Here is a 19,881-nt window from a genome sequence, read left to right as displayed (position 1 = left end):
GCGACCGGGTGCACGTGTCGGTGGCCGACGTGAGCACCGGCCAGGCGCTCTACGGCAGCGGCCAGGACACGCCCACCGTGCCCGCCTCGGTGACCAAGCTGGCGACCGGGGTGGCGGTGCTCGCGGCGCGCGGCCCCGCCTACCGGATCCCGACCCGGGCCGTGGCCGGCGCCAACCCGGGCGAGGTGGTCCTGGTCGGCGGCGGTGACCCCACGCTCGCCGTGGACAAGAACGGCTTCTACCCCGGCGCGGCCCGGCTGGACGACCTCGCCGCCCAGGTGCGCGACGCGCTCGGCGGCACCGCCCCGACCAAGGTGATCGTCGACTCGTCGCTGTTCAGCGGCCCGGTCTTCGAGCCCGGCTGGGACGCGGACATCCCGACCGGCGGCTTCGGCGCGGCGATCACCGCGCTGATGACCGACGGCGCCCGGAAGAACGCGGCGGAGGCGCGGCGCACCGCCGAGGAGACCAACCACGCCGCCGAGCGGGTGCCGCAGCCCGACCTGACCGCCGGCCGCCAGTTCGCCAAGCTGCTCGGCCTGACCGGCGGCGCCGCCCAGGTGAGCCGGGGCACCGCGCCGGCCGCGTCCGGCGCCACGGGTACGGCCCCCGGCGCCGAGCTGGGCACTGTCGAGTCCCTGCCGATGATCCGGCTGGTCGACATCATGATCAGCGACAGCGACAACGTGATCGCCGAGGCGATGGCCCGCCAGGTGGCGCTCGCCAAGGGCAAGCCGGGCTCGTTCGTCGGCGGCGCGGCCGCCACCGACCAGGTGCTCGGCGAGCTGGGCCTGCCCGCCGGCGAGATCAGCCTGGCCGACGGCAGCGGGCTGTCCCGCACCAACCGGATCAGCCCCTCGCTGCTCACCGACCTGATCACGCTCGCCGGCAACGGCAGCCACCCCGAACTCGCCGCGATCTTCGGCGGACTGCCGGTCGGCGGCTGGTCCGGCACGCTCGACGAGCGCTACCGGGCGGCGGCGACCCGCGCCGGAGCGGGCGTCGTCCGGGCCAAGACCGGCACGCTGAGCGGCGTCAACGCGATCGCCGGCACGGTGACCACAGCCGACGGCCGGCTGCTCACGTTCGCCGTGCTCACCGACCGGACCCAGGGCTCCCTGGACGAGACCCGGGCGGCGCTGGACCGGATCAGCTCCGCGCTGGCCGGGTGCGGCTGCCGCTGACCGACGGGCGTCGATCGGCCACTGCGACCCCGGGTGGGGGTGTTCCGGCGCGGGTACGGTGGGTTCATGGCGCAGTTCGTGGACTGGGATCTGGCCGCCGCGACAGCGGGGGCGCTGAGCAAGTCGGGCCCCCGGGTGTCGTACGCCGAGGCCACCGACGTGGTCGGCGACCTGCGCCGGCTGACCGACGAGGCGGCGGGTCACGTCGCCGACTACACCGGCCTGCGTGCGCAGGTCGCGCACCCGCCGGTACGCGTGGTCGACCGCCGGGACTGGGCGGCGGCGAACATCGCCGGGCTGCGTGAGGTCGTCTCCCCGCTGGTCGAGCGCCTTTCCGGCGACAAGCGGCCTGGTGCGCTCACCGAGGCGATCGGCTCCCGCGTGACGGGTGTGCAGGCCGGCACCGTGCTGGCGTACCTCTCCGGCCGTGTGCTCGGCCAGTACGAGGTGTTCGCCGGCGACCCCGGCCAGTTGCTGCTGGTGGCGCCGAACATCCTCGAGGTCGAGCGGAAGCTCGGCGCCGACTCGCGCGACTTCCGGCTCTGGGTGTGCCTGCACGAGGTCACCCACCGCACCCAGTTCACCGCCGTGCCGTGGATGCGCGCGTACTTCCTCGGCGAGGTGCAGGCGTTCGTGGACGCCTCCCAGGGCGGTGAGCACCTGCTGGAACGGCTCCGCCGCGGTGTGGCGACGCTCTCCGACGCGGTGAAGGACCCGGAGAGCCGGGCCAGCGTGCTGGACATCGTGCAGACCCCGGCGCAGCGCGCCGTACTGGACCGGCTGACCGCGCTGATGACGCTGCTGGAAGGCCACGCCGAGTTCGTGATGGACGGCGTCGGCCCGCAGGTCATCCCCAGCGTCGAGTCGATCCGGGCGGCGTTCAACCGGCGTCGCGAGTCCGGCAACCCGCTGGAGAAGGCGATCCGGCGGCTGCTCGGCATCGAGGTCAAGATGCGCCAGTACGCCGAGGGCCGCAAGTTCGTGCACGGCGTCGTCGACCAGGTGGGGATGCAGGGCTTCAACAAGATCTTCTCGTCCCCGCTGACGCTGCCCCGCCTCGACGAGCTGGGCGACCCGGACGCCTGGGTGTCCCGCGTACACGGTCCCGCCGGTGCCACCCCGCCCGTCGGCTGATCCGGCCGGTCCGCTCGGTCCGGCTGCTTCCGCGGGGCGGACTGATTCCGGCGCTCGGTCGCGCCGCTCGCCGTCGCCCGCTCCCGCCGTCGCCGCGGTGCGGCTCGCCGTCCGCCGGATGCTGACCGGCCTGCCCGGCGGCGGCCCGGTGCTGGTGGCCTGCTCCGGCGGAGCCGACTCGCTCGCGCTCGCCGCCGCCACCGCGTTCGTGGCCCCCCGGCTCGGGCGCCCGGTCGGCCTGGTGACGGTCGACCACGGCCTGCAAGCCGGGTCCGCCGAGCGGGCCGAGGCCGTCGCCGGCTGGGCCCGCGCCGCCGGGCTCGACCCGGTCGAGGTGCTTCCGGTACGTGTGGACGGCCGGCCCGGCGGACCCGAGGCGGCCGCCCGCGAGGCCCGGTACGAGGCGCTGATCGCCGCCGCCAGCCGCTACGACGCGGCCGGGGTGCTGCTCGGGCACACGCGCGACGACCAGGCCGAGACCGTCCTGCTGGCGCTGGCCCGGGGCGCCGGACCGCGCGGGCTGTCCGGAATGCCGGAGCGGCGCGACGTCGACGGGGTATCCCTGCTCCGCCCGCTGCTCGACGTCACGCGCGCCGACACCCGGGCCGCCTGCGCCGCGCTCGGGCTCGACCCGTGGGCGGATCCGCACAACGCCGATCCCGCGTACGCCCGGGCCCGGGTCCGCGTCGACGCGTTGCCCGCACTCGTCGACGCGCTGGGGCCGGGGGTGGTGGCGAACCTGGCCCGTACCGCCGGGCTGCTCGCCGCCGACAACGCCGCGCTCGACGCGCTCGCCGACACCGCGCTCGCCGACGTCCGGACCGCTGACGGTGGGCTGTCCGTCGCCGGGCTCGCCGATTTGCCGGCCGCCGTGCGTACCCGGGTGCTGCACGCCTGGGCCCGCGAGCTGGGCGCGACGCCGGCCGCGCTGTCCCACAGTCACGTGGCGGCGCTGGACGCCCTGGTCACGGCCTGGCACGGACAGGGCCCGGTGCACCTACCCGGCAACCACCAGGTACGCCGCCACACAGGCCACCTCCTGCCCTGACCCGCCCGGCCGCCCTCCGCCCCGCCCACTCATCCCCACCCCGTTGATCAAGGACTTTTGGTCCCGATCCGCCCCTCTTGAGCCAGCCCGCAAACTCCTTGATCACCGCTCCAGGGGCGCGACCGGGGGGCGTCGATCATGAGGTTGACGGGGAGAAAACGGGCGGAAAGTGCGGTCAACTTCATGATCGACGGGGCAGACCCGGGGTGGGGTGGGGTGGGGGGTCAGGTGGTCTGGCGGTCTCGGAAAGTCGTGCGGTAGGCCAGCGGGGTGGTGCCCACGCGACGGGTGAAGTGGTGCCGCAGCGCCGCCGCGTCGCCGAAACCGGCCTGCTCGGCCACGCCCTCCACGCTCAGCGAGGTGTCCTCCAGCAGGTGCCGGGCCAGCAGCACCCGCTGGTTGGTCACCCAGTCGTGCGGGGTGGTGCCGGTCTCGGCGCGGAACCGTCGGGCGAACGTCCGCGGCGCCATCCCGGCGCGTGCCGCCAGCTCGTCCACTGTCACCTGCCGGCGCAAGTGTCCCATCAGCCACTCCAGCACCGGTTCCAGGGTGGCTGCCTCCGGTGCCTTCGGGATCGGCGCCTCGACGTACTGCGACTGGCCGCCGTCGCGGTGCGGCGGCACCACCATCCGGCGGGCCAGCCGGGTCGCCACCGCCGAGCCGTGCTCCTGGCGTACCAGATGCAGGCAGGCGTCGATGCCGGCGGCGGTGCCGGCGCTGGTGAGCAGGCGGTCGTCCTGCACGTAGAGCGAGTCGCACTGGACCCGGGCGGCCGGGAAGCGCCGCTGGAGTTCGTCGGTGTACCGCCAGTGGGTGGTGCAGTCGCGCCCGTCGAGCACACCCGCCTCGCCGAGGACGAACGCGCCGGCGCAGACGCTGAGCAGCCAGGCACCTCGGTCGGCGGCGCGACGCAGCGCGGCGAGTACCGGCTCGGGAACCGGGGTGCCGTCGGCGTGCGCGGGCACCGCCACCAGGTCGGCGTCCTCGACCGCGCCCAGGCCGGCGGTGGGGGTGAGCAGGAACCCGGAGCGGCTGCGGACCGCGCCGCCGTCGGCGGTGCAGACGTCGAACCGGTATCCGGGGAAGTCGTCGGCGGTGCGGTCGGTGCCGAAGACCTCGGCGAGCACGCCGAGTTCGAACGCGGCGACCTGGTCCATGGCGATGACGGCGACCGAGCGGAGCATGTGACGAGGGTAACCCGACTTGTGGCAGGAAATCGATGCCCGATGACATTCCTGCCACTGTCCGGATCGGTCGGTGGCTCGCAGAATCAATGGTGTCCGGTGCGCACCGGCGGCGAAAACAGTCTCAACCATGCGAAAGCGAGCGCCGCCATGACCGTTCTGCTGCTCCTGCTCTTCCTGCTCCTCCTCGTCGGCGCCAGTGCCCTCGGGTTCACCGCCGACACCCGCGACTCGGCCGACTGGAAGCCGAGCGACGACGGGCAGCGCTGGCGCTCCCGTACCTGCTGAGGTGATTTATTCAGTTCGCGCCGAAAATCCCCGGCGGGACCGCGCCAAAAGGGGCGGCCCCGCCGACGGCGGCGCGGGGGCGTACGGCAGGCTAGGAGCATGGCTGACGGCTCCTGGTACGACGCCGACATCGACCACGTGATCATCTCGGAGGCGCAGATCCGCGACAAGACCGCGGAGCTGGCCAAGCAGGTCTCGGCGGACTACGCCCACGTCGAGGACGGCCTGCTGCTCGTGTGTGTGCTCAAGGGAGCGGTCATGTTCATGGCCGACTTCGCCCGCGCGCTGGGCCGTCAGGGCCCGCCCGCCGAGCTGGAGTTCATGGCCGTCTCGTCCTACGGCCAGGGCACCACCTCGTCCGGCGTGGTCCGCATCCTCAAGGATCTCGACCGGGACATCGCCGGCCGCCACGTGGTGGTCGTCGAGGACATCGTCGACTCCGGTCTGACGCTGTCCTGGCTGCTGCGCTACCTGGAGTCGCGCTCCGCGGCGAGCGTCGAGGTGGTCGCGCTGTTCCGCAAGCCGGACGCGGTCAAGGTGCAGGTCCCGGTCAAGTACGTCGGGTTCGACATCCCCACCGAGTTCGTCGTGGGCTACGGGCTCGACTTCGGCGAGCGGTACCGCGAGGTGCCCTACGTCGGGGTGCTCAAGCCCGAGGTGTACGCGCGGGCCTGACGAGGCTTCGCCGAGCCCTTCGTCAGCTGACATTCAGCGGGCTCTCAGTCTTCCGGTCTACGGTAGGAGCCGGTGACGTGGAGGCACCCTCCACGCCCGGCCCCTCGAACCGCGTGACCGTGCGGTGTGGGCGGGCCGGGTGGGAGCTCCCCGCCACGCCGGCTCCAAACCCGGGTTCGCCCTACGCGTAAGTGCCGGGCTCGCAAGCTCACGCGTCGCCCGAACGGTGTACCGTCGAATGACCGTGGTGCGGCAGTTTGCGTGCCCCGGGGGTCGGGCCGGCCCGCACGGCGGCCCCGGCCGCCGCTCAAGGCGGCGACACCATTCAGACGGTCAGGACGTCGATCAGGAGGATGCGGGCGCCTCGGCACCCGACTACAGCATGGAACGTACGCGTTTCTTCCGCCGACCGGTGGTCTGGATCATCCTGGTCATCCTCGGCGCCGTTGTGCTCAGTCAACTGTTCACCGCTGGTCCCAGCTACCACCGGGTGGACACGTCCGTCGCGCTCGACCAGCTCAACAAGGGTGGCATCGAGAAGGTCGTCTTCCAGGACAAGGAGCAGACGCTCCAGCTCGACCTGAAGGACAAGGCCAAGTTCGACGGCGACACCACCACTGACAAGATCGAGGCGCAGTTCCCGTACGAGGTCGGCGGCCAGGTCTGGAACCAGGTGCGCGAGGCCGAGGCGGCGGACCGCATCACCGGCCCGGTCGACACCAAGGTGTCGTCGGACAGCATCTGGGTCAGCCTGCTGGTCAACCTGCTTCCCATCGCGCTGCTCGTGCTTCTGCTGCTGTTCTTCATGTCGCAGATGCAGGGCGGCGGCTCCCGGGTGCTCAACTTCGGCAAGTCCAAGGCGAAGATGATCACCAAGGACACGCCGAAGACCACCTTCGCTGATGTCGCGGGTGCGGACGAGGCCGTCGAGGAACTGCACGAGATCAAGGACTTCCTGCAGAACCCGGCGAAATACCAGGCCCTGGGCGCCAAGATCCCGAAGGGCGTGCTGCTGTTCGGCCCGCCCGGTACCGGTAAGACGCTGCTGGCCCGCGCGGTCGCCGGCGAAGCCGGGGTGCCCTTCTACTCCATCTCCGGCTCCGACTTCGTCGAGATGTTCGTCGGTGTCGGCGCCAGCCGCGTCCGCGACCTGTTCGAGCAGGCCAAGTCGAACGCCCCGGCGATCGTCTTCGTCGACGAGATCGACGCGGTCGGCCGCCACCGTGGCGCCGGCATGGGCGGCGGTCACGACGAGCGGGAGCAGACGCTCAACCAGCTGCTTGTCGAGATGGACGGCTTCGACACCAAGGGCGGGGTCATCCTGATCGCCGCCACCAACCGGCCGGACATCCTCGACCCGGCGCTGCTGCGCCCGGGCCGGTTCGATCGGCAGATCCCTGTCGACGCCCCCGACATGGAGGGCCGCAAGGCCATCCTGCGGGTGCACGCCAAGGGCAAGCCGTTCACGCCCGACGTCGACCTCGACGCGGTCGCCCGGCGTACCCCGGGCTTCAGCGGCGCCGACCTGGCCAACGTGATCAACGAGGCTGCGCTGCTCACCGCTCGTAAGGAGCAGCGGGCGATCACCAACGACTCCCTGGAGGAGTCGATCGACCGGGTGATCGCCGGCCCGCAGCGCCGGACCCGGGTGATGAGCGACCAGGAGAAGAAGATCACCGCGTACCACGAGGGTGGGCACGCGCTTGTCGCCTGGGCGCTGCCGCACGCCGCGCCGGTGCACAAGGTGACCATCCTGTCCCGGGGTCGTTCGCTGGGTCACACGCTCGTGCTCCCCACGGAGGACAAGTACACCCAGACCCGGGCCGAGATGATCGACACCCTGGCGTACGCGCTGGGTGGCCGGGCTGCCGAGGAGCTGGTCTTCCACGAGCCGACCACCGGTGCCGGCAACGACATCGAGAAGGCCACGCAGCTGGCCCGCGCGATGATCACGCAGTACGGCATGAGCTCCAAGCTCGGTGCGATCAAGTACGGCACCAGCGGCGACGAGCCGTTCCTCGGCCGCAACATGGGCCACGAGCGGGACTACTCCGACGCGGTGGCCGCCGAGATCGACGGCGAGATGCGCGCGCTGATCGAGCTGGCCCACGACGAGGCCTGGGAGATCCTGGTGGAATACCGGGACGTCCTGGACAACATGGTCCTGGAGCTGATGGAGAAGGAGACGCTCTCCACCGCCGACATGGCCCGGATCTGCGCGCGCGTGGTCAAGCGCCCGCCGATGGCGCCGTACCACGGCTTCGGCAAGCGTCAGCCCTCCACCGAGCCGCCGGTGCTCACCCCGGCCGAGAAGGAGGCGCTGGCCGCGCAGGCCCGCGCCGACGCCGCCGCCTCGATCGGTGGTTCCAGCAACAACTCGGACGGTACGCACTGAACAGCGATCCGACGACGGCCGGCTCCCACCACAGGGAGTCGGCCGTCTCCGCGACCGAGCCCGACGGCGACGACGCGCTCGACTACGTGGCCGCACGCCTGATCAGCGGCAAGCTCACCGGTGGCCCGGTGGAGGACAGCGTCGACCTCGCCCGGATCGAGAAGGCGGTCCGCGAGATCCTCATCGCGGTCGGCGAGGACCCGGACCGCGACGGCCTCCAGCAGACGCCGGCCCGGGTCGCCCGGGCGTACGCCGAACTCTTCGCCGGCCTGCGTGTCGACCCGGCCCAGGTGCTCCGCACCACGTTCGAGGCCAACCACGAGGAACTGGTGCTCGTCCGGGACATCGACGTGATGAGCCTCTGCGAGCACCACCTGCTGCCGTTCCGGGGCAGCGCCCACATCGGTTACATCCCCGGCCCGGACGGCCGGATCACGGGCCTGTCGAAGCTGGCCCGGCTGGTCGAGGTGTTCGCCCGCCGGCCGCAGGTGCAGGAGCGGCTCACCTCGCAGATCGCCGACCTGCTGATGTCCAGCCTCGCCCCGCGCGGCGTGATCGTGGTGCTGGAGTGCGAGCACATGTGCATGGCGATGCGCGGCATCCAGAAGTCGGGCGCGAAGACCATCACCTCCGCCGTGCGCGGCGGACTGCAGAACGACGCGAAGTCGCGGGCCGAGGCGATGGCACTGATCATGGCCCGCTGACCTCCGACCGGCACCGACGGCCGCGTACTCCCGCCCGGGAGGCGCGGCCGTCGTCAGTCGGACAGCATGGCGAGCAGCAGACCGGCGGCGGTGAGCACCGCCGGGACCAGGCAGACCAGGGCGCCGAAGCGGGGCGTCCGGTCCACCCGGTCGGTGGGCCGCGGGCGGAAGACGCGTCCCACCGCGAGCCAGCCCAGCATGAACGCGACAGCCGGCAGCGGCAGCCCCACGAGCAGCGCCAGCACCGTCACCGGCCCCGGGCCGGCGACCGCGTACAGCAGCAACTGGAGCAGCGGCACGACGAGCGCCAGCGGCCCGTACACCAGCAGGTTGCGGGGCCGGGCCGGCCACCGGGCCAGCCGCGGCAGGCCGCGCGCGCTCAGAGTGTCGTCCGCCGCGTCCGCCCAGTCCCCGGCCGCGCGCAGCGCCGCCAGCACCGCCGACGGCCCGCCCGCCATCGACCGGGCCGCCTCGGTCACCTCCGGCGGCGTCGGGACCAGCGACATCGCCGGTACGCCCAGCTCACGCAGCCGGGACTGCTGCGGCGCCAGCCGTTCCCGTACCGCTGTCAGCTCCTCGCGGGCCGCGGCCACCGACCGCGCCTGCTCCCCGGCGGCGGTGGCCGCCGCCCGGCGTACGCCGTCGAGCGCCCGCGCGGCGGCGACGTACTCCGCCCAGGCCGACTCGGCGGGGTCCGCCACTGTGGTCGGCCCACCCGCGCGGGGCCCCGGTACGGTCGTGCCGGTCTCGCTCATGCGGCCCCCTCCCCGGTGCGCTCCGCCGCCCGCGGGTCCGGCTCGACCCGCGCGGTCGCCACGTCGGCCGTGCCGAACGGCACGAAGACCGTGCCCTGCTCGTCCGGGCCGTCCCAGAGCACCGCGCGACAGGGGCGGGGCCGCCACCAGACCGGGCGGTCGAAGAGCTGCTCCAGCCGGCCGCCCGGCACGTCGGTGACCGCCACGGCGGTGAGCTTGTCCACCTCGCCCTCCGGACCGAGCAGTCCGGCCAGCGGTGCCGGTGTCCGCCACCAGCCGAGCAGGTGCCGCCCGGCGGGCGGGCCCTCCAGCAGCAGCGTCCGCAGCAGGTCCGGCGGCAGTTCGGTGGCGTCCGGCACGTCCAGCCCGAACACGACGAGATAACCCGGCTCGCCCGACTCCATGGCGGTCCGCAGCCCGGCCGCGTCGACGGTCTCCACCCGGTGCCGTCCGGCCAGCTCGGCGGCGAGCACCCCGGCCGGCTCGGCAGATCCGTTCGCCAGCGGCGCCAGCACGAACCGGGCCGCGCCCGGATGCGCCGCCGCCGCGCTGCGTACCGCTGTCACCAGCAGGCGCTCGGCCTCCTCGTCCCGCCCCAGGACGGCCAGGTTCCGTCCCGCGCCCGGCCCCAGCGGCACCGTCACCGTGGACCGCCGCACGTCCACCGCACGGCCTAGCAACGCGGCGGGCGCGTGGGTCCGCCCGGCCAGCGCGGCCCGATGCCGGGGGTCGTTGTCGAGCAGCGGGCGGGCGTACCCGGCGAAGACCACGGGCGGTGTCGCCGACTCGCCGCGTGCCTCCCAGAGCCGTCGCCGCAGGTCGGTCAGGACCTCGGGATCCTCGTACGGATCAGGGAAGCGGATCATCCGCTCGTGCCCCCGGGTCGCGCCGCGCGGACCGCCCAGACCACCCGCCGTGTTCACCACCGCGCTGCCCACCGGCAGCCCGGCCGCCGAGTCGTTCGCCGGTTCCAGCACCGCCGACCCGCCGGGCAGCGCCACCCGCACCGGGAACCGGCCGAGCAGCGGGTCACGCGGACCGCCGATGCCCAGGTCGCCCTCGCCGGCCAGCACCAGGTGGATCCCGTACGACCGGCCGGCGCGGGCGAGCGCGTCCAGCCGGGCCAGCAGGTCGGCGGCGAGCCGGTCCCGCTCGCGCACCGCCAGCGGGAAGTTGTCGACGACGCAGACGATCCGGGGGAGCGGCTGGTGCTGGCGCAGCTCGGCGTAGCGCTGCCCACCGGCCCGCCGGGACGCCTCCTCGCGGCGGCGCAGCTCCGCCTCCAGCTCACCGAACAGGTCGGCCACGTACTCCCGGTCGGCGGCCATCCCGGCGGCACGCACCTGCGGCACCCAGGAGCGGTCCCGCTCGGTCTGGAGGAACTCCACGAACGACTCGCCGTCGGCCAGGTCGGCCAGGTAGAGCGCCAGCTCGTCCGGACCGTACCGGGCGGCGAGCCCGAACAACGCGTCGGTCAGGAACGCCGACCGGCCCGCCTGACCCCGGCCGCTGACCAGCCAGTGCGGCGTCAGCTCGGTGAAACCCAGGCTGACCGGCCGCCCGGCGGCGTCACCCACAGTGGTGCTCAGTCCGTCGGCCGAGCCGGCCGTCCAGAAACCGTCCGCCGGCAGCAGGTCACGCAGGGACAGGCGGGAGCCGTCCTCGATCTGCCGGGCCAGCCGCGCACACACCGCGGCGACCAGGTCGGCGGGCGGATCCTCGTCGAGGAACACGGGCGAGTTCAACCCGCCCGGCGGCTCGGCGCCCGGACTGCTGAAGCCGGCGCCGGGCGGGTCACCGACCAGCGCGTACGCGGTGCGAACAGTGACCGCCGTGGCGCGTGGCAGCGGGCTGCCGTCCGGCCAGCCGGCGAGCACCAGATGCAGCCCGGCGCGCGGCCCGCCCTCGGCCAGTCCGGCGAGCCGGTCCAGGTCGGCGGTGGTCGTACCCTCGGGCAGCGCGGCGACCAGGAGCAGCAGCGTCCGGTCGTGCCCGCGCTGCCGGGCCGTCCCGGCCGCTACCCACTGCTCCGCCTCGGCCAGCACCGCACGCATCCCGGCGAGGTCGGTGGCGGGCGGGGGCAGCAGGCCGGCGTCGGCGAGCGGCGCGTACCCGGCGAAGGTGTCACCGGAACCGCCGTCCACCGCGCGCGCCAGCAGCGCCCCTGCCGGCGTGGCGGCGAACACGCGCAGCAGCAGCGCGCGGAGCAGCCCGGCCACCCGGGCGTCCGAGGCGTCGGCGTCGAGGCTCAGGTGACCGCTGCCGAGCAGCGGCACCAGCGCGGGGAAGCGGGCGTCGTCGAGCGGCGCGGCGACACCCACCCGGACCAGCGGCGGCAGGCCGTCACCGGGAGGCGTCGTCGCGCTCAGCGATTCCAGCGGGCCGCCTGCCCAGCCGGGCGCCGCCACGTCTGCTGCCGCCCGCAGGCGCTCGGCCAGCTCGTACTGCCGGTGGTGGTCGGCCGGCGCGGGCCGGATCTCGTCGAGGATGCCCGCCGCCGCCGTCGCGGCGGCCTCGGCCCGGCGGTGCAGCGCGGCGGCCCGGCCGGCGCGCGCCTTCGGAGTCGCCACCGCGTCCACCTCTCTTTCCGAGGCCGACATGTCCTCCCCGAGGTGTGACCGTAACCCAGGCGGCGGCCGTCCACCGGGATGTCGGTCGGCGCGGTGAGCTGGTCGGCGGTGAGCAGCCTCACCCCACCGCCGGTCGGCGTCCGCCCGGCGGTTCGCCACGATCCGCCGCTTCCAGCCATTGGGTACGCGCGGCGCAGCCGATAGCCTCAGGAGGTGGAATCAGTGCAGCCCCCCGCCGGTTCCCAGGTGTCCCGAGTACCGGCGCAGCGAACCCCGCCGGACCAGTTGGCGCCTCCCGCCCCCGCTCCCGCCCCGGTACGCCCCAAGCGCCCGGTGCGCACAGTGCTCGCTGTCGTCGCGGGGGTGCTGGCGGTGCTGTGCACCGTCGGCGGGGTGGTCGGGTTCGTGCTGTACGACCGCGCAACCGCCCCGGACCGTGGCTCTCCCGAGGTTGTCGTCGCAAGTTACATCCAGTACTCAGTCGACCAACGCAATGACGTCAAGGCCGCGGAATTCGAGTGCCGCAACGATGTCGACCTTGATGATCTGCGATCACTCCGTGATGACCTCGTCGCACGGGAGCAACGGTTCAACACGACGATCTCCGTGAGCTGGGAGAACCTCAGCGTCGAGCAGGCGGGGAACAAGGCGCAGGTGCGGGTGGATCTGGTGATCTCCGCAGTTGTGGATGAGATTCGCCAGAGTGATCGCCAGAATTGGGTTTTCGAGACGAGGAACCAAGACGGCTGGGGCGTCTGCTCGGCGCAGCGCGCCGACTGACTCCCGGCTACTCCAGCCAGAGCAGGTGTACCGGCACCTCCAACGTGGTCGGTGCCTGGCCGCGCCAGGCCCACCGGTACCACTCCAGTTCCGGGGCCACCCGCACGCAGATGTCGCCGTCCGCGCCGGAGTAGGTCTCGGTGACGGCACGCAGGTCGCGCCGTTCCACGCCGTTGTCCACGTGCACCACGCGCCGCCCGGTCACCGCGTCGGCCTCGAACACCGGTGTGGGTGGCCGGCGTTCCGGCACGTCCAGCGAGACCAGCCGGAGACCCGGGCCGCTCGCCGCTGTCGCCGCGCGCCGCTCACCGATGGTCTCCACCCAGACCCGTTCCACAGGCACCAGCGGGGCGAACACCTCCACCTGCTCGGCCTCGGCCCGGTACCACTCGTGTTCCGGGATCACCGGTACGTAGGTGCGGCTGCCCTGCACCACCCGCTCGTCGGCCCGCAGGTCGCCACGCCAGCCGAGGCCGGGCAGGCCGACGAGCACGCGGCGGCCGCGCAACTCGGTGCCGCCGGTCGCGGGCACGGTCTCCACCGGCCGGGGCGGCAGCGGCGCCCAGTCGGGCCGGTCGGCGAACGGGTCGGGCAGGGGGTTGCTCATCCGCCCGGCCTCACCCGGTCTCGCCGAGGGGCGCGCCCCGCTTGCGCATGAAGGGCACCGGGTTCTCCGCCCCGTTGCTGGACCGGTCGCCGTTGCGATGCACCTCGAAGTGCAGGTGCGGGCCGGACGAGTTGCCGCTGCTGCCGGAGATCCCGATGACCTCGCCCGCCTCGACCGCCTGACCCGGCACCACGCGGGGTCGCTCGACCATGTGGCAGTAGCGGGTGATGAATCCGCCGGCGTGCAGGATGTCCACGAACCATCCGCAGCCGCCCTTGTTCGGCCAGCCGTCCCGGTCGCAGTCCCGCCGCCCGGAGCGGTCGGGGTCGCAGCGGGCGACCAGCACCCGGCCCGCCGAGGCGGCGTGGATCGGCGTGCCCTTCGAGGCGGCCAGGTCCACGCCCTGGTGGCTGGGGCGGGCCGTGGTGCGGAAACCGGAGACCACACCGCCGGGCAGCGGCGCGGTCCAGCCGGAGGCGGCGATCCGGTCTCCGGCCGCGGCGTCGCACACCGCCTTGCCGGCGATCTCCACGGTCCGGGCGGCGCCGCCGGCCAGCGCGTCGACGATGGCTCCGGCCAGTTCCTCGTGCTTGGCGTAGGCGTCGGGGTAGGCGCTGACCTGGACTTTCTGGGCGACCACAGTGAGCGGGCGCTGCTGCCAGTTCGGCACCTTCTCCATCTTCTGGTAGAACTTGCGGGCCGCGTACGAGGGCGTCATCCGCTGCTCGACGCTGCCCCACCCGGGCCGCTGCTGGAACAGGCCCAGCGAGTCGTGGTCGGCGCCGACCCCCTCGTGCGGCAGCGCGAGCGACGCCGGCACCGTGCTGTTGGCGAGGTTGCGCAGCGCTGATTCCTGCATCGCGGTGGCCAGCGCGATCACCCAGCCGCGCGCGGGGAGCTTCATGTCCTGGCCGACCTTGATGATGACCGCGGCGTTGCGCAGCTGGCGCTCGCCGTACTCGGCGAAGCGCGGCATGTCGCCGGTCAGGTTTACCTGGTATGTGGGGTCGCAGTTCAGGGCCGCGAGCTTCGGGTCGTCTTCGTCGCCGCCGAGTTCGGTGAGGAGGAAGGCGCCGGCGCCGCCGACGCAGCAGAGCAGGGCGAGCACGCTCGTGACGGCGGTGGCGACCACGCCGAGGCGCAGCTTCCGGCGGACCTGTCCGGCCACGGCCGGGCCGGCGGTCACGACCGCTCCCAGTCGATTGCGTCCACCAGCCAGGGTCCGTCCGGTGCGACGAGTTCGAGCCGGAGCGTGCCGTTGTCCAGCGGAACCACCGCCTCCACGAAGGACTCGGTACGGGGCCGGAGCGTCGGGGAGCCGGTGGTCCTCCGTGCGGGCACTGTCTCCGGGTCGGCATCAGTCATCTTCTCGGTCAGCGCCGGTGTGGAGAGCGGCCGCAGGCGGGCCTGCCACGCGTCGCCGCTGCTGCCCGGGCCGCTCAGCCACGCGGTGGTGAACCGGCCGGCGACCTGCTCCGGCGTGTCCTCGCCCGGCCGGGTCTTCGGGGCGACCGCAGTCGGCGGGCCGGCGAGCACGCCGTCGTCACCGGCCTCCGGGTCCGTGGTGCTGATCGGCTGGGTGGGACGGCTGGTCAGGCCGAGGCCCGGATCACCGGGGCCGGCGACGAGGCGGGCCGCGCCGATCACCCCGAAGACCAGCACGGCGATCATGAGGGCGACACCGATCCGGGACCGGAGGACCCGGGTGAAGAGGAATTCCAGGGCGCGTCGCACCGGACTCACCGGGCCTCGGAGCGGATGCGCGGCGCCGGCCGGGCCGGTGCGGTGCCGCGGCCCGCCGAGTCCGGCCGGTAGACGGCGTATGAGGGCGCCTCCTCCGGCACGTCCGGCTCGGTCCAGGTCGACGGTGCGCGCCGGGGGCGGGGAGTGTCGCCGGGACGCCCACCGGGCCGTCCGCTTGCGGGCGCCTCCTCCGGCCGTTCCCGCCCGTCCGGCCGTTCCCGCTCGGCGGGTGTGGCGCTGTGCGCCGGATCCTCGTGCCGGGCCTCCGGCCGGAGACTGCGCTGGTCGGCCATGACGGTGCGGCGCTTGCCGATCGCCGGCTCGTTGGTGCCGCCGGGCTCGGCCACGTCCAGCCGCGCGGCGATCCGCATGTCCCGGAAGAACCGGCGGTGCCAGGAGCCGGCCGAGCTGACCGCCTCGCTGCTGTCCTTGCCGCCGAGCTGGGTGATCCGGCGGTACGGCCGCAGCAGCAACCAGCCGACCACCCCGCAGAGCCAGACCAGGACCACCTGGAGCCAGCCGGGCAGCGTGGCGGTGTTCATGATCAGGTCGACGGCGAAGAGGTAGATGGCCGCGCCGGTGCCGAAGATGGCGATGTTGAAGACGGCGGCGACCACCGCGTTCGCCAGCCGCCGGAGCCCGGCGCTGGCCGGGCGCATCAAGCCGACGGTGCCGAGGATCGGCGCGGCGATCACCGCCCAGCGGAAGATCAGGAAGCCGAGCAGCACCAGCAGCGACGCGGTGAGGTCGAACATCGCGAACAACACCGAGGCCAGCACCGCGATGAATCCGGCACCGATCCGGTCCATGTCCCGCGTGCCCTGGAGGTACTCGTACGCCTCCGGGTCCTCGGTCTTGATCTGCTCGGCGACCTTGGCCCACTGCTGCTGCTTGGCCTTGATGACCACGTCGCGGGTGGCGGGCTTGGACCGGATAGCCTCCGCCTCGCCCCAGGTCAAGGACTTGGCGTCGTATAGGGCCGGGCCGTACTTCTTCGCGGTCTCGCTGTCCGCCGAGCCGAGCACCCCGCGCAGCCAGTTCCGGTAGAGCATCGTCTCGGTCGCCGTGTCGCTGGCGCGCACGGCGGGTGGCCGCTTGTCGACACAGGCGCTCGGGTTCGGCAGCGCGCACTTGTCCGGCGGGACGGTCTTCGAGGAGGGGCCGACCGCGTCGTGCACCACGCCCAGTGTGCTGATCAGCGTGTTGTCGGCGATGTTCGCGGACTTGACCGGCCACGCGGCCAGCGCGGTCACCGCCACCATCACCAGCAGCGCCCAGCCCGCGGTGGTCATCGCGTTGCTCATGTCCGACTGGCGGGACCGCCAGAGCAGGTAGAGGCCGACCACGCAGACGGTGATGATGCCGAAGACGCTGAACACCTTCTGGTAGACGGCCTTCGTGGCCTGCTCCACCAGCGGGTCGGCCCAGCTCCACATCGTGCGCGGGTCCCAGGCGCGCTCGCGCAGCGCGTTCGAGGCGCCGATCACCGCGTTGGCGAACATGAACTCGCCGTTGGCGACCATCGTCGTGAAGCGGTAGTCCGGATGCAGTACCGAGGAGGCACAGCCGCCGTCCACGTCGTACGTGTTGTAGCTGTATCCCGCGTACCCGTAGTCGCTGTAGAGGCCCTTCGGGCCGGGCTCCTTCGCCGAGTCGGGCCGGGACGCGAACCAGCCGGCCAGGCCCGAGTCCGGCGCGGCGGGCACCGGCGCGTTGCGGCACTCGACCTGGTCCTCGCTGACCGCCTTGAGCTTGCCGACGCAGGACCGGAAGTCGGCCTGCCACTCCTTGGTGCTGCACAGCTCGGCGCGCGCCTCGGCGACCGGCGCGGCGGCGTACGCGGGTGTGGCCGCCCCGATCACCGGCCAGGAGATCGTGGCCCCGGCGAGTACGCCGAGCGCGAGGAGGAGCGCCGCGATCCGTGCCCGGGCCCTCGCCATGTCACGCCTCCAGATCAGCCAGGACGGTCGGCAGTATCCCGGCGGCCTGGGCGACCGCGGCGGGGGTGGTGTCCAGGTGCTCCAGCAGCCCGTCGACGTACGACACGTCGACCCGGACCTTCTGCACGCGCCCGTCGACGTCGCGCATGACGAACTCGCGGAAGCCGAGCCGGTTGGCCGATCCGCTGTCCGCCTGGGAGAGCGAGGCGAGTGTGGCCTCGTAACCGTCGTCGACAGGCACCCGCAGCAGGCGCAGCGCCTCGGAGGCGATCTCGCTGTCCTCGGCGATCCGGCCGACGAAGACGGTGGAGACGAGGTTCTGCACGTCGAGGCCGAGGATGTCCTTCGGGTTCTGCGAGGCGACGAGCGCGGCGAGGTTCCACTTGCGGGAGTCGCGGGCGAGCCGGACCAGGAACGAGCGCCCGGACCGCCAGCCCTCCATGAAGTGCGCCTCGTCGAGGCCGACCAGCTTCCGGGAGGACATCGAGCCGCCGTAGCAGCGGCGGACGGCGAGCCGGTGCGCGGTGTGCAGCATCGGCAGCGCGAGCGCCTCCTCGGCCGACCAGTACTCCCGCTCGATCTTGAGGTCGGGGAGCCGCAGACCGGCCATGGTGATGACGGTGAGCGCGGCGTCGGCGCCGAGCAGGCCCTCGGGCGGCCGGCCGAAGAAGAGCATGGCCAGCGGCATCTCGGCGGTGTCGAGCAGCAGGTGTGCCAGTTCGCGCCCGGCGTCGTCGTCGAGCCCCTGCAGGCAGGTCACCACGTCGTCGAGCGTGGAGGTCTCCTCGGCGGGCACCTGGCGTACGGCGTGCCGGAACAGCGTGGCCGTGGACGCCTCCCGGGCCACCTGCGGCGGCACCAGCATCATGCAGATGTCCTGCACCAGCATCCGGCGCTCGGCGCGGGCGTTCGACACGGCGATCTCGAACTCGCGGTCGCCTGCCGGGCCGGCGCCGAACTCGCTGCGCAGCGGCGTCGGGATCAGCGCGTACGGCGCCAGCGTGCCCTGTTCCGAGCCGGTCAGGTTGAGCACCCGCGAGTACGGCGCCAGCTCGGGCATGGCGCAGAGCCGGGCCAGCGGGCCGGACGGGTCGAGCAGCGTCACCTGTACGCCACGGCGCGCGGCCAGGTAGCCGAGCGCGCCGAGCAGCGTGGACTTGCCGCCGCCCGGTTCGGCGACGAAGACGGCGAGGCCGGAGCGTTCGCGTACCTCCATCGGGAAGTGCAGGTCGAGGAAGACCGGCCGGCGGCAGGTGCCGGCGGTGCGCCCGATCAGGTCGCCGCGCCGGTCGCCGACTGTGGACGCGGCCTGCGGCAGCGCGGCGGCGAGCAGGTTGACCGGCATCCGCCGGACGTAGCCGGTGTTGGCGATCGGCTCACCGGGGATGAACTCGCGGGCCAGCCAGTCCTGGTTCTTCGGGTGCTGGAGCGAGATCCGCAGCTCGCGGGAGTAGAGCTGGATGAGCCGCCGGGCCCGTTCCAGGCACTCCTCCCGGGTACGGCCGCCGACCGCGATCCGGTGCCAGCCGTGTGCCCGGGCCGAGTCGACGGGCAGGCCGGTGGTCATCTCGTCGCCGATCACCAGGGCGCGCTTGGCCAGCCGTTCCAGTTCGGGCGGCGCGTCGATGCCGTGCTCGGCGTAGTCGAGCTGCTGGGAGCGGATCATCCGGAGCCGGTGTTCGAGGTTCCGGAAGGAGTCGTTGGGGCCGAGGATGTCGACCCGGGTGGACAGCTCCATCGGCCAGGGGAGCCGCTCGTGGAAGTGCAGCCAGGGCTCGTGCCGCTCGGGGATCTCCAGCGGCTCCATCCGGCCGACCGCGAGCACGGCGACGTGGCGTTCCTCGCCGGTCATCCGGTTGACCAGCTTCACCGTCGAGCCGTACGGGGTGCGGTAGCGCTCGACCTGCTCGGTGAGGGCCAGCAGGTCGCCGCGTTCCCACCGGCCGTCGGTGATCGGGGACAGGACGCCGGGTGGCGCCATGCACAGTGCCACCGAGCGGTAGAGCAGCCATTCCAGTTCGGGTGCGGTGACCCGGCGCCCGCGCATGCCGAACGCGCCGAGGACCTCGTCGAACTGCTCGACGGTACGGCTCAGCCGGCGCCGCTCGCCGTCGGCGGTGCCCCGGCCGAACGTGCGCAGGAGTCGTTCGGTGAGCGAGTCGCCGAGCGACCGGCGGGCGAAGGTGACACCGAGGTAGGTCTGGCCCTCGGCGTGGTTGACCGCCATCAGGTGCCGCTGGGCGGCGACCAGGTGGTCGGCCCAGCCGGTGGTGCCCGGTACGTCGGGCAGCGGGGCGGCGGTGTGCGCGTCGATGGTGCGGGCCCACTCGTCGGCCGGGAAGGGCCGGGTGGTGCGGCGCAGGTGCAGCCGGAACCCGGCGAGTCCGGCGTACTGCTCGGAGATCGCCGAGAGCAGCGCCTCGCGTTCGGCGTCCGGCCGGAACGCCCATCGCACCTCGGGTAGCCAGTACCAGGCGGTGACGGTGTTCGGGGTGAAGGTGAGGTGGCCGGCGATCTCGGTGATGGCCAGCTCGACCGACGGATCCCGGTCACCGAACTTGATCTTCGGGGCGCGGACCCGGACCGGCTTCGTCGGCCGGTTGCGGCGTTCCGGCGTGCGTTGCCGGGGCGGTGTCACCTCGCGGTGCGCCGGACGGCCGACCTCACGCGACGGTGCCGCGCCGGTCGCGATCGGCTCCGCCGGAGTGACATCCGGGTCCCGGTGGTCGGCGGGAGCGGGCGCGGGGATCGGCGGGGGAGGCGGGAGCGCCGGCTCGGGCTCGGCCGGGGGGCGGAGCGCCGGTAGGCGGTCACCGGCCTGCTGCGGTACCCGGCTCCGGGACGGCGGAGGCGGTGGCGGTGGCGGTGGCGGTG

The 19,881-nt window shown here is 73.4% G+C and carries 16 protein-coding genes; 8 read left to right on the top strand and 8 right to left on the bottom strand.

All coding sequences use genetic code 11. From position 1 onward, the window contains the following. From dacB to tilS, 3 genes are all read left to right on the top strand, one after another. On the top strand, positions 1 to 1,184 hold a 1,184-nt coding region (gene dacB, locus ACPCK6_RS26250; protein ID WP_423482512.1), incomplete at its 5' end, for a D-alanyl-D-alanine carboxypeptidase/D-alanyl-D-alanine endopeptidase. 66 nt (positions 1,185 to 1,250) lie between these two features. Further along, complete coding sequence (locus ACPCK6_RS26245; protein WP_423482511.1) at positions 1,251 to 2,318, top strand: Rv3626c family coenzyme F420 biosynthesis-associated protein; 1,068 nt, start codon at positions 1,251 to 1,253, stop codon at positions 2,316 to 2,318. A 118-nt stretch (positions 2,319 to 2,436) separates the two neighbouring features. Beyond that, on the top strand, positions 2,437 to 3,366 hold the full coding sequence (tilS, locus tag ACPCK6_RS26240; RefSeq protein ID WP_423482515.1) for a tRNA lysidine(34) synthetase TilS: 930 nt from the start codon (positions 2,437 to 2,439) through the stop codon (positions 3,364 to 3,366). 224 nt (positions 3,367 to 3,590) lie between these two features. Here tilS and ACPCK6_RS26235 read toward each other — a convergent pair whose 3' ends face one another. Beyond that, positions 3,591 to 4,550 (bottom strand): GlxA family transcriptional regulator, encoded by a 960-nt coding sequence (locus ACPCK6_RS26235; protein ID WP_396880866.1) that lies wholly within the window; start codon positions 4,548 to 4,550, stop codon positions 3,591 to 3,593. Positions 4,551 to 4,700: 150 nt separating this feature from the next. Between ACPCK6_RS26235 and ACPCK6_RS26230 the strand changes: the two genes are divergently transcribed. The 4 genes from ACPCK6_RS26230 (at position 4,701) to folE (ending at position 8,612) form a co-directional block, all read left to right on the top strand. After that, on the top strand, positions 4,701 to 4,838 hold the full coding sequence (locus ACPCK6_RS26230) for a hypothetical protein (RefSeq protein ID WP_167796943.1): 138 nt from the start codon (positions 4,701 to 4,703) through the stop codon (positions 4,836 to 4,838). 99 nt (positions 4,839 to 4,937) lie between these two features. Beyond that, positions 4,938 to 5,513: a hypoxanthine phosphoribosyltransferase gene (gene hpt / locus ACPCK6_RS26225; RefSeq protein ID WP_013288988.1), complete on the top strand. Its 576-nt coding sequence runs from the start codon at positions 4,938 to 4,940 to the stop codon at positions 5,511 to 5,513. Positions 5,514 to 5,895: 382 nt separating this feature from the next. Further along, positions 5,896 to 7,908: an ATP-dependent zinc metalloprotease FtsH gene (ftsH, locus tag ACPCK6_RS26220; protein WP_135242355.1), complete on the top strand. Its 2,013-nt coding sequence runs from the start codon at positions 5,896 to 5,898 to the stop codon at positions 7,906 to 7,908. Positions 7,909 to 7,994: 86 nt separating this feature from the next. After that, on the top strand, positions 7,995 to 8,612 hold the full coding sequence (gene folE / locus ACPCK6_RS26215) for a GTP cyclohydrolase I FolE (RefSeq protein WP_013288986.1): 618 nt from the start codon (positions 7,995 to 7,997) through the stop codon (positions 8,610 to 8,612). Positions 8,613 to 8,665: 53 nt separating this feature from the next. Here folE and ACPCK6_RS26210 read toward each other — a convergent pair whose 3' ends face one another. After that, positions 8,666 to 9,367 carry a hypothetical protein gene (locus ACPCK6_RS26210; RefSeq protein WP_396880867.1) on the bottom strand — a complete coding sequence of 234 codons (702 nt, stop codon included), beginning with the start codon at positions 9,365 to 9,367 and terminating at the stop codon, positions 8,666 to 8,668. Further along, the gene (locus ACPCK6_RS26205; protein WP_423482514.1) at positions 9,364 to 11,946 is read right to left on the bottom strand and encodes an FtsK/SpoIIIE domain-containing protein; all 2,583 of its coding nucleotides are present in this window, start codon (positions 11,944 to 11,946) and stop codon (positions 9,364 to 9,366) included. Before ACPCK6_RS26205 ends, ACPCK6_RS26210 begins: the two co-directional genes overlap by 4 nt. 213 nt (positions 11,947 to 12,159) lie before the next feature. On the opposite strand from ACPCK6_RS26205, the gene ACPCK6_RS26200 reads away from it, so the two are divergent. Further along, on the top strand, positions 12,160 to 12,717 hold the full coding sequence (locus ACPCK6_RS26200) for a hypothetical protein (RefSeq protein ID WP_423482513.1): 558 nt from the start codon (positions 12,160 to 12,162) through the stop codon (positions 12,715 to 12,717). A 7-nt stretch (positions 12,718 to 12,724) separates the two neighbouring features. On the opposite strand, the gene ACPCK6_RS26195 is transcribed toward ACPCK6_RS26200, so the two are convergent. From ACPCK6_RS26195 to ACPCK6_RS26175, 5 genes are all read right to left on the bottom strand, one after another. After that, on the bottom strand, positions 12,725 to 13,324 hold the full coding sequence (locus ACPCK6_RS26195; protein WP_423482510.1) for a hypothetical protein: 600 nt from the start codon (positions 13,322 to 13,324) through the stop codon (positions 12,725 to 12,727). Between the two features lie 10 nt (positions 13,325 to 13,334). Next, entirely contained in the window at positions 13,335 to 14,510 is a 1,176-nt protein-coding gene (locus ACPCK6_RS26190; RefSeq protein ID WP_396880869.1) for a M23 family metallopeptidase, read from the bottom strand. Next, positions 14,507 to 15,067, bottom strand: coding sequence for a hypothetical protein (locus ACPCK6_RS26185; protein ID WP_396880870.1), 561 nt, complete (start codon positions 15,065 to 15,067; stop codon positions 14,507 to 14,509). Before ACPCK6_RS26185 ends, ACPCK6_RS26190 begins: the two co-directional genes overlap by 4 nt. Continuing rightward, on the bottom strand, positions 15,064 to 17,007 hold the full coding sequence (locus tag ACPCK6_RS26180) for an MraY family glycosyltransferase (RefSeq protein ID WP_423482509.1): 1,944 nt from the start codon (positions 17,005 to 17,007) through the stop codon (positions 15,064 to 15,066). Before ACPCK6_RS26180 ends, ACPCK6_RS26185 begins: the two co-directional genes overlap by 4 nt. Position 17,008: 1 nt before the next feature. Then, positions 17,009 to 19,881, bottom strand: a 2,873-nt coding sequence (locus ACPCK6_RS26175; protein WP_423482508.1) for an ATP-binding protein, incomplete at its 5' end; no start/stop codon positions are given.

Source organism: Micromonospora sp. AB353 (genome assembly GCF_049538395.1).
Lineage (GTDB): Bacteria > Actinomycetota > Actinomycetes > Mycobacteriales > Micromonosporaceae > Micromonospora > Micromonospora aurantiaca.
Note: the sequence above shows the minus strand (reverse complement) of the source record. Positions and strands in the feature narration are given on the sequence as shown.

What these genes read in the sequence shown, in the direction of transcription:
- ACPCK6_RS26245 (WP_423482511.1), top strand. Translation starts at nt 1,251, where the DNA reads ATGGCGCAGTTCGTGGACTGGGATCTGGCCGCCGCGACAGCGGGGGCG.
- ACPCK6_RS26195 (WP_423482510.1), bottom strand. Translation starts at nt 13,324, where the DNA reads ATGAGCAACCCCCTGCCCGACCCGTTCGCCGACCGGCCCGACTGGGCG.
- hpt (WP_013288988.1), top strand. Translation starts at nt 4,938, where the DNA reads ATGGCTGACGGCTCCTGGTACGACGCCGACATCGACCACGTGATCATC.
- ACPCK6_RS26180 (WP_423482509.1), bottom strand. Translation starts at nt 17,007, where the DNA reads ATGGCGAGGGCCCGGGCACGGATCGCGGCGCTCCTCCTCGCGCTCGGC.
- ACPCK6_RS26230 (WP_167796943.1), top strand. Translation starts at nt 4,701, where the DNA reads ATGACCGTTCTGCTGCTCCTGCTCTTCCTGCTCCTCCTCGTCGGCGCC.
- tilS (WP_423482515.1), top strand. Translation starts at nt 2,437, where the DNA reads ATGCTGACCGGCCTGCCCGGCGGCGGCCCGGTGCTGGTGGCCTGCTCC.
- ACPCK6_RS26235 (WP_396880866.1), bottom strand. Translation starts at nt 4,550, where the DNA reads ATGCTCCGCTCGGTCGCCGTCATCGCCATGGACCAGGTCGCCGCGTTC.
- ftsH (WP_135242355.1), top strand. Translation starts at nt 5,896, where the DNA reads ATGGAACGTACGCGTTTCTTCCGCCGACCGGTGGTCTGGATCATCCTG.
- ACPCK6_RS26210 (WP_396880867.1), bottom strand. Translation starts at nt 9,367, where the DNA reads ATGAGCGAGACCGGCACGACCGTACCGGGGCCCCGCGCGGGTGGGCCG.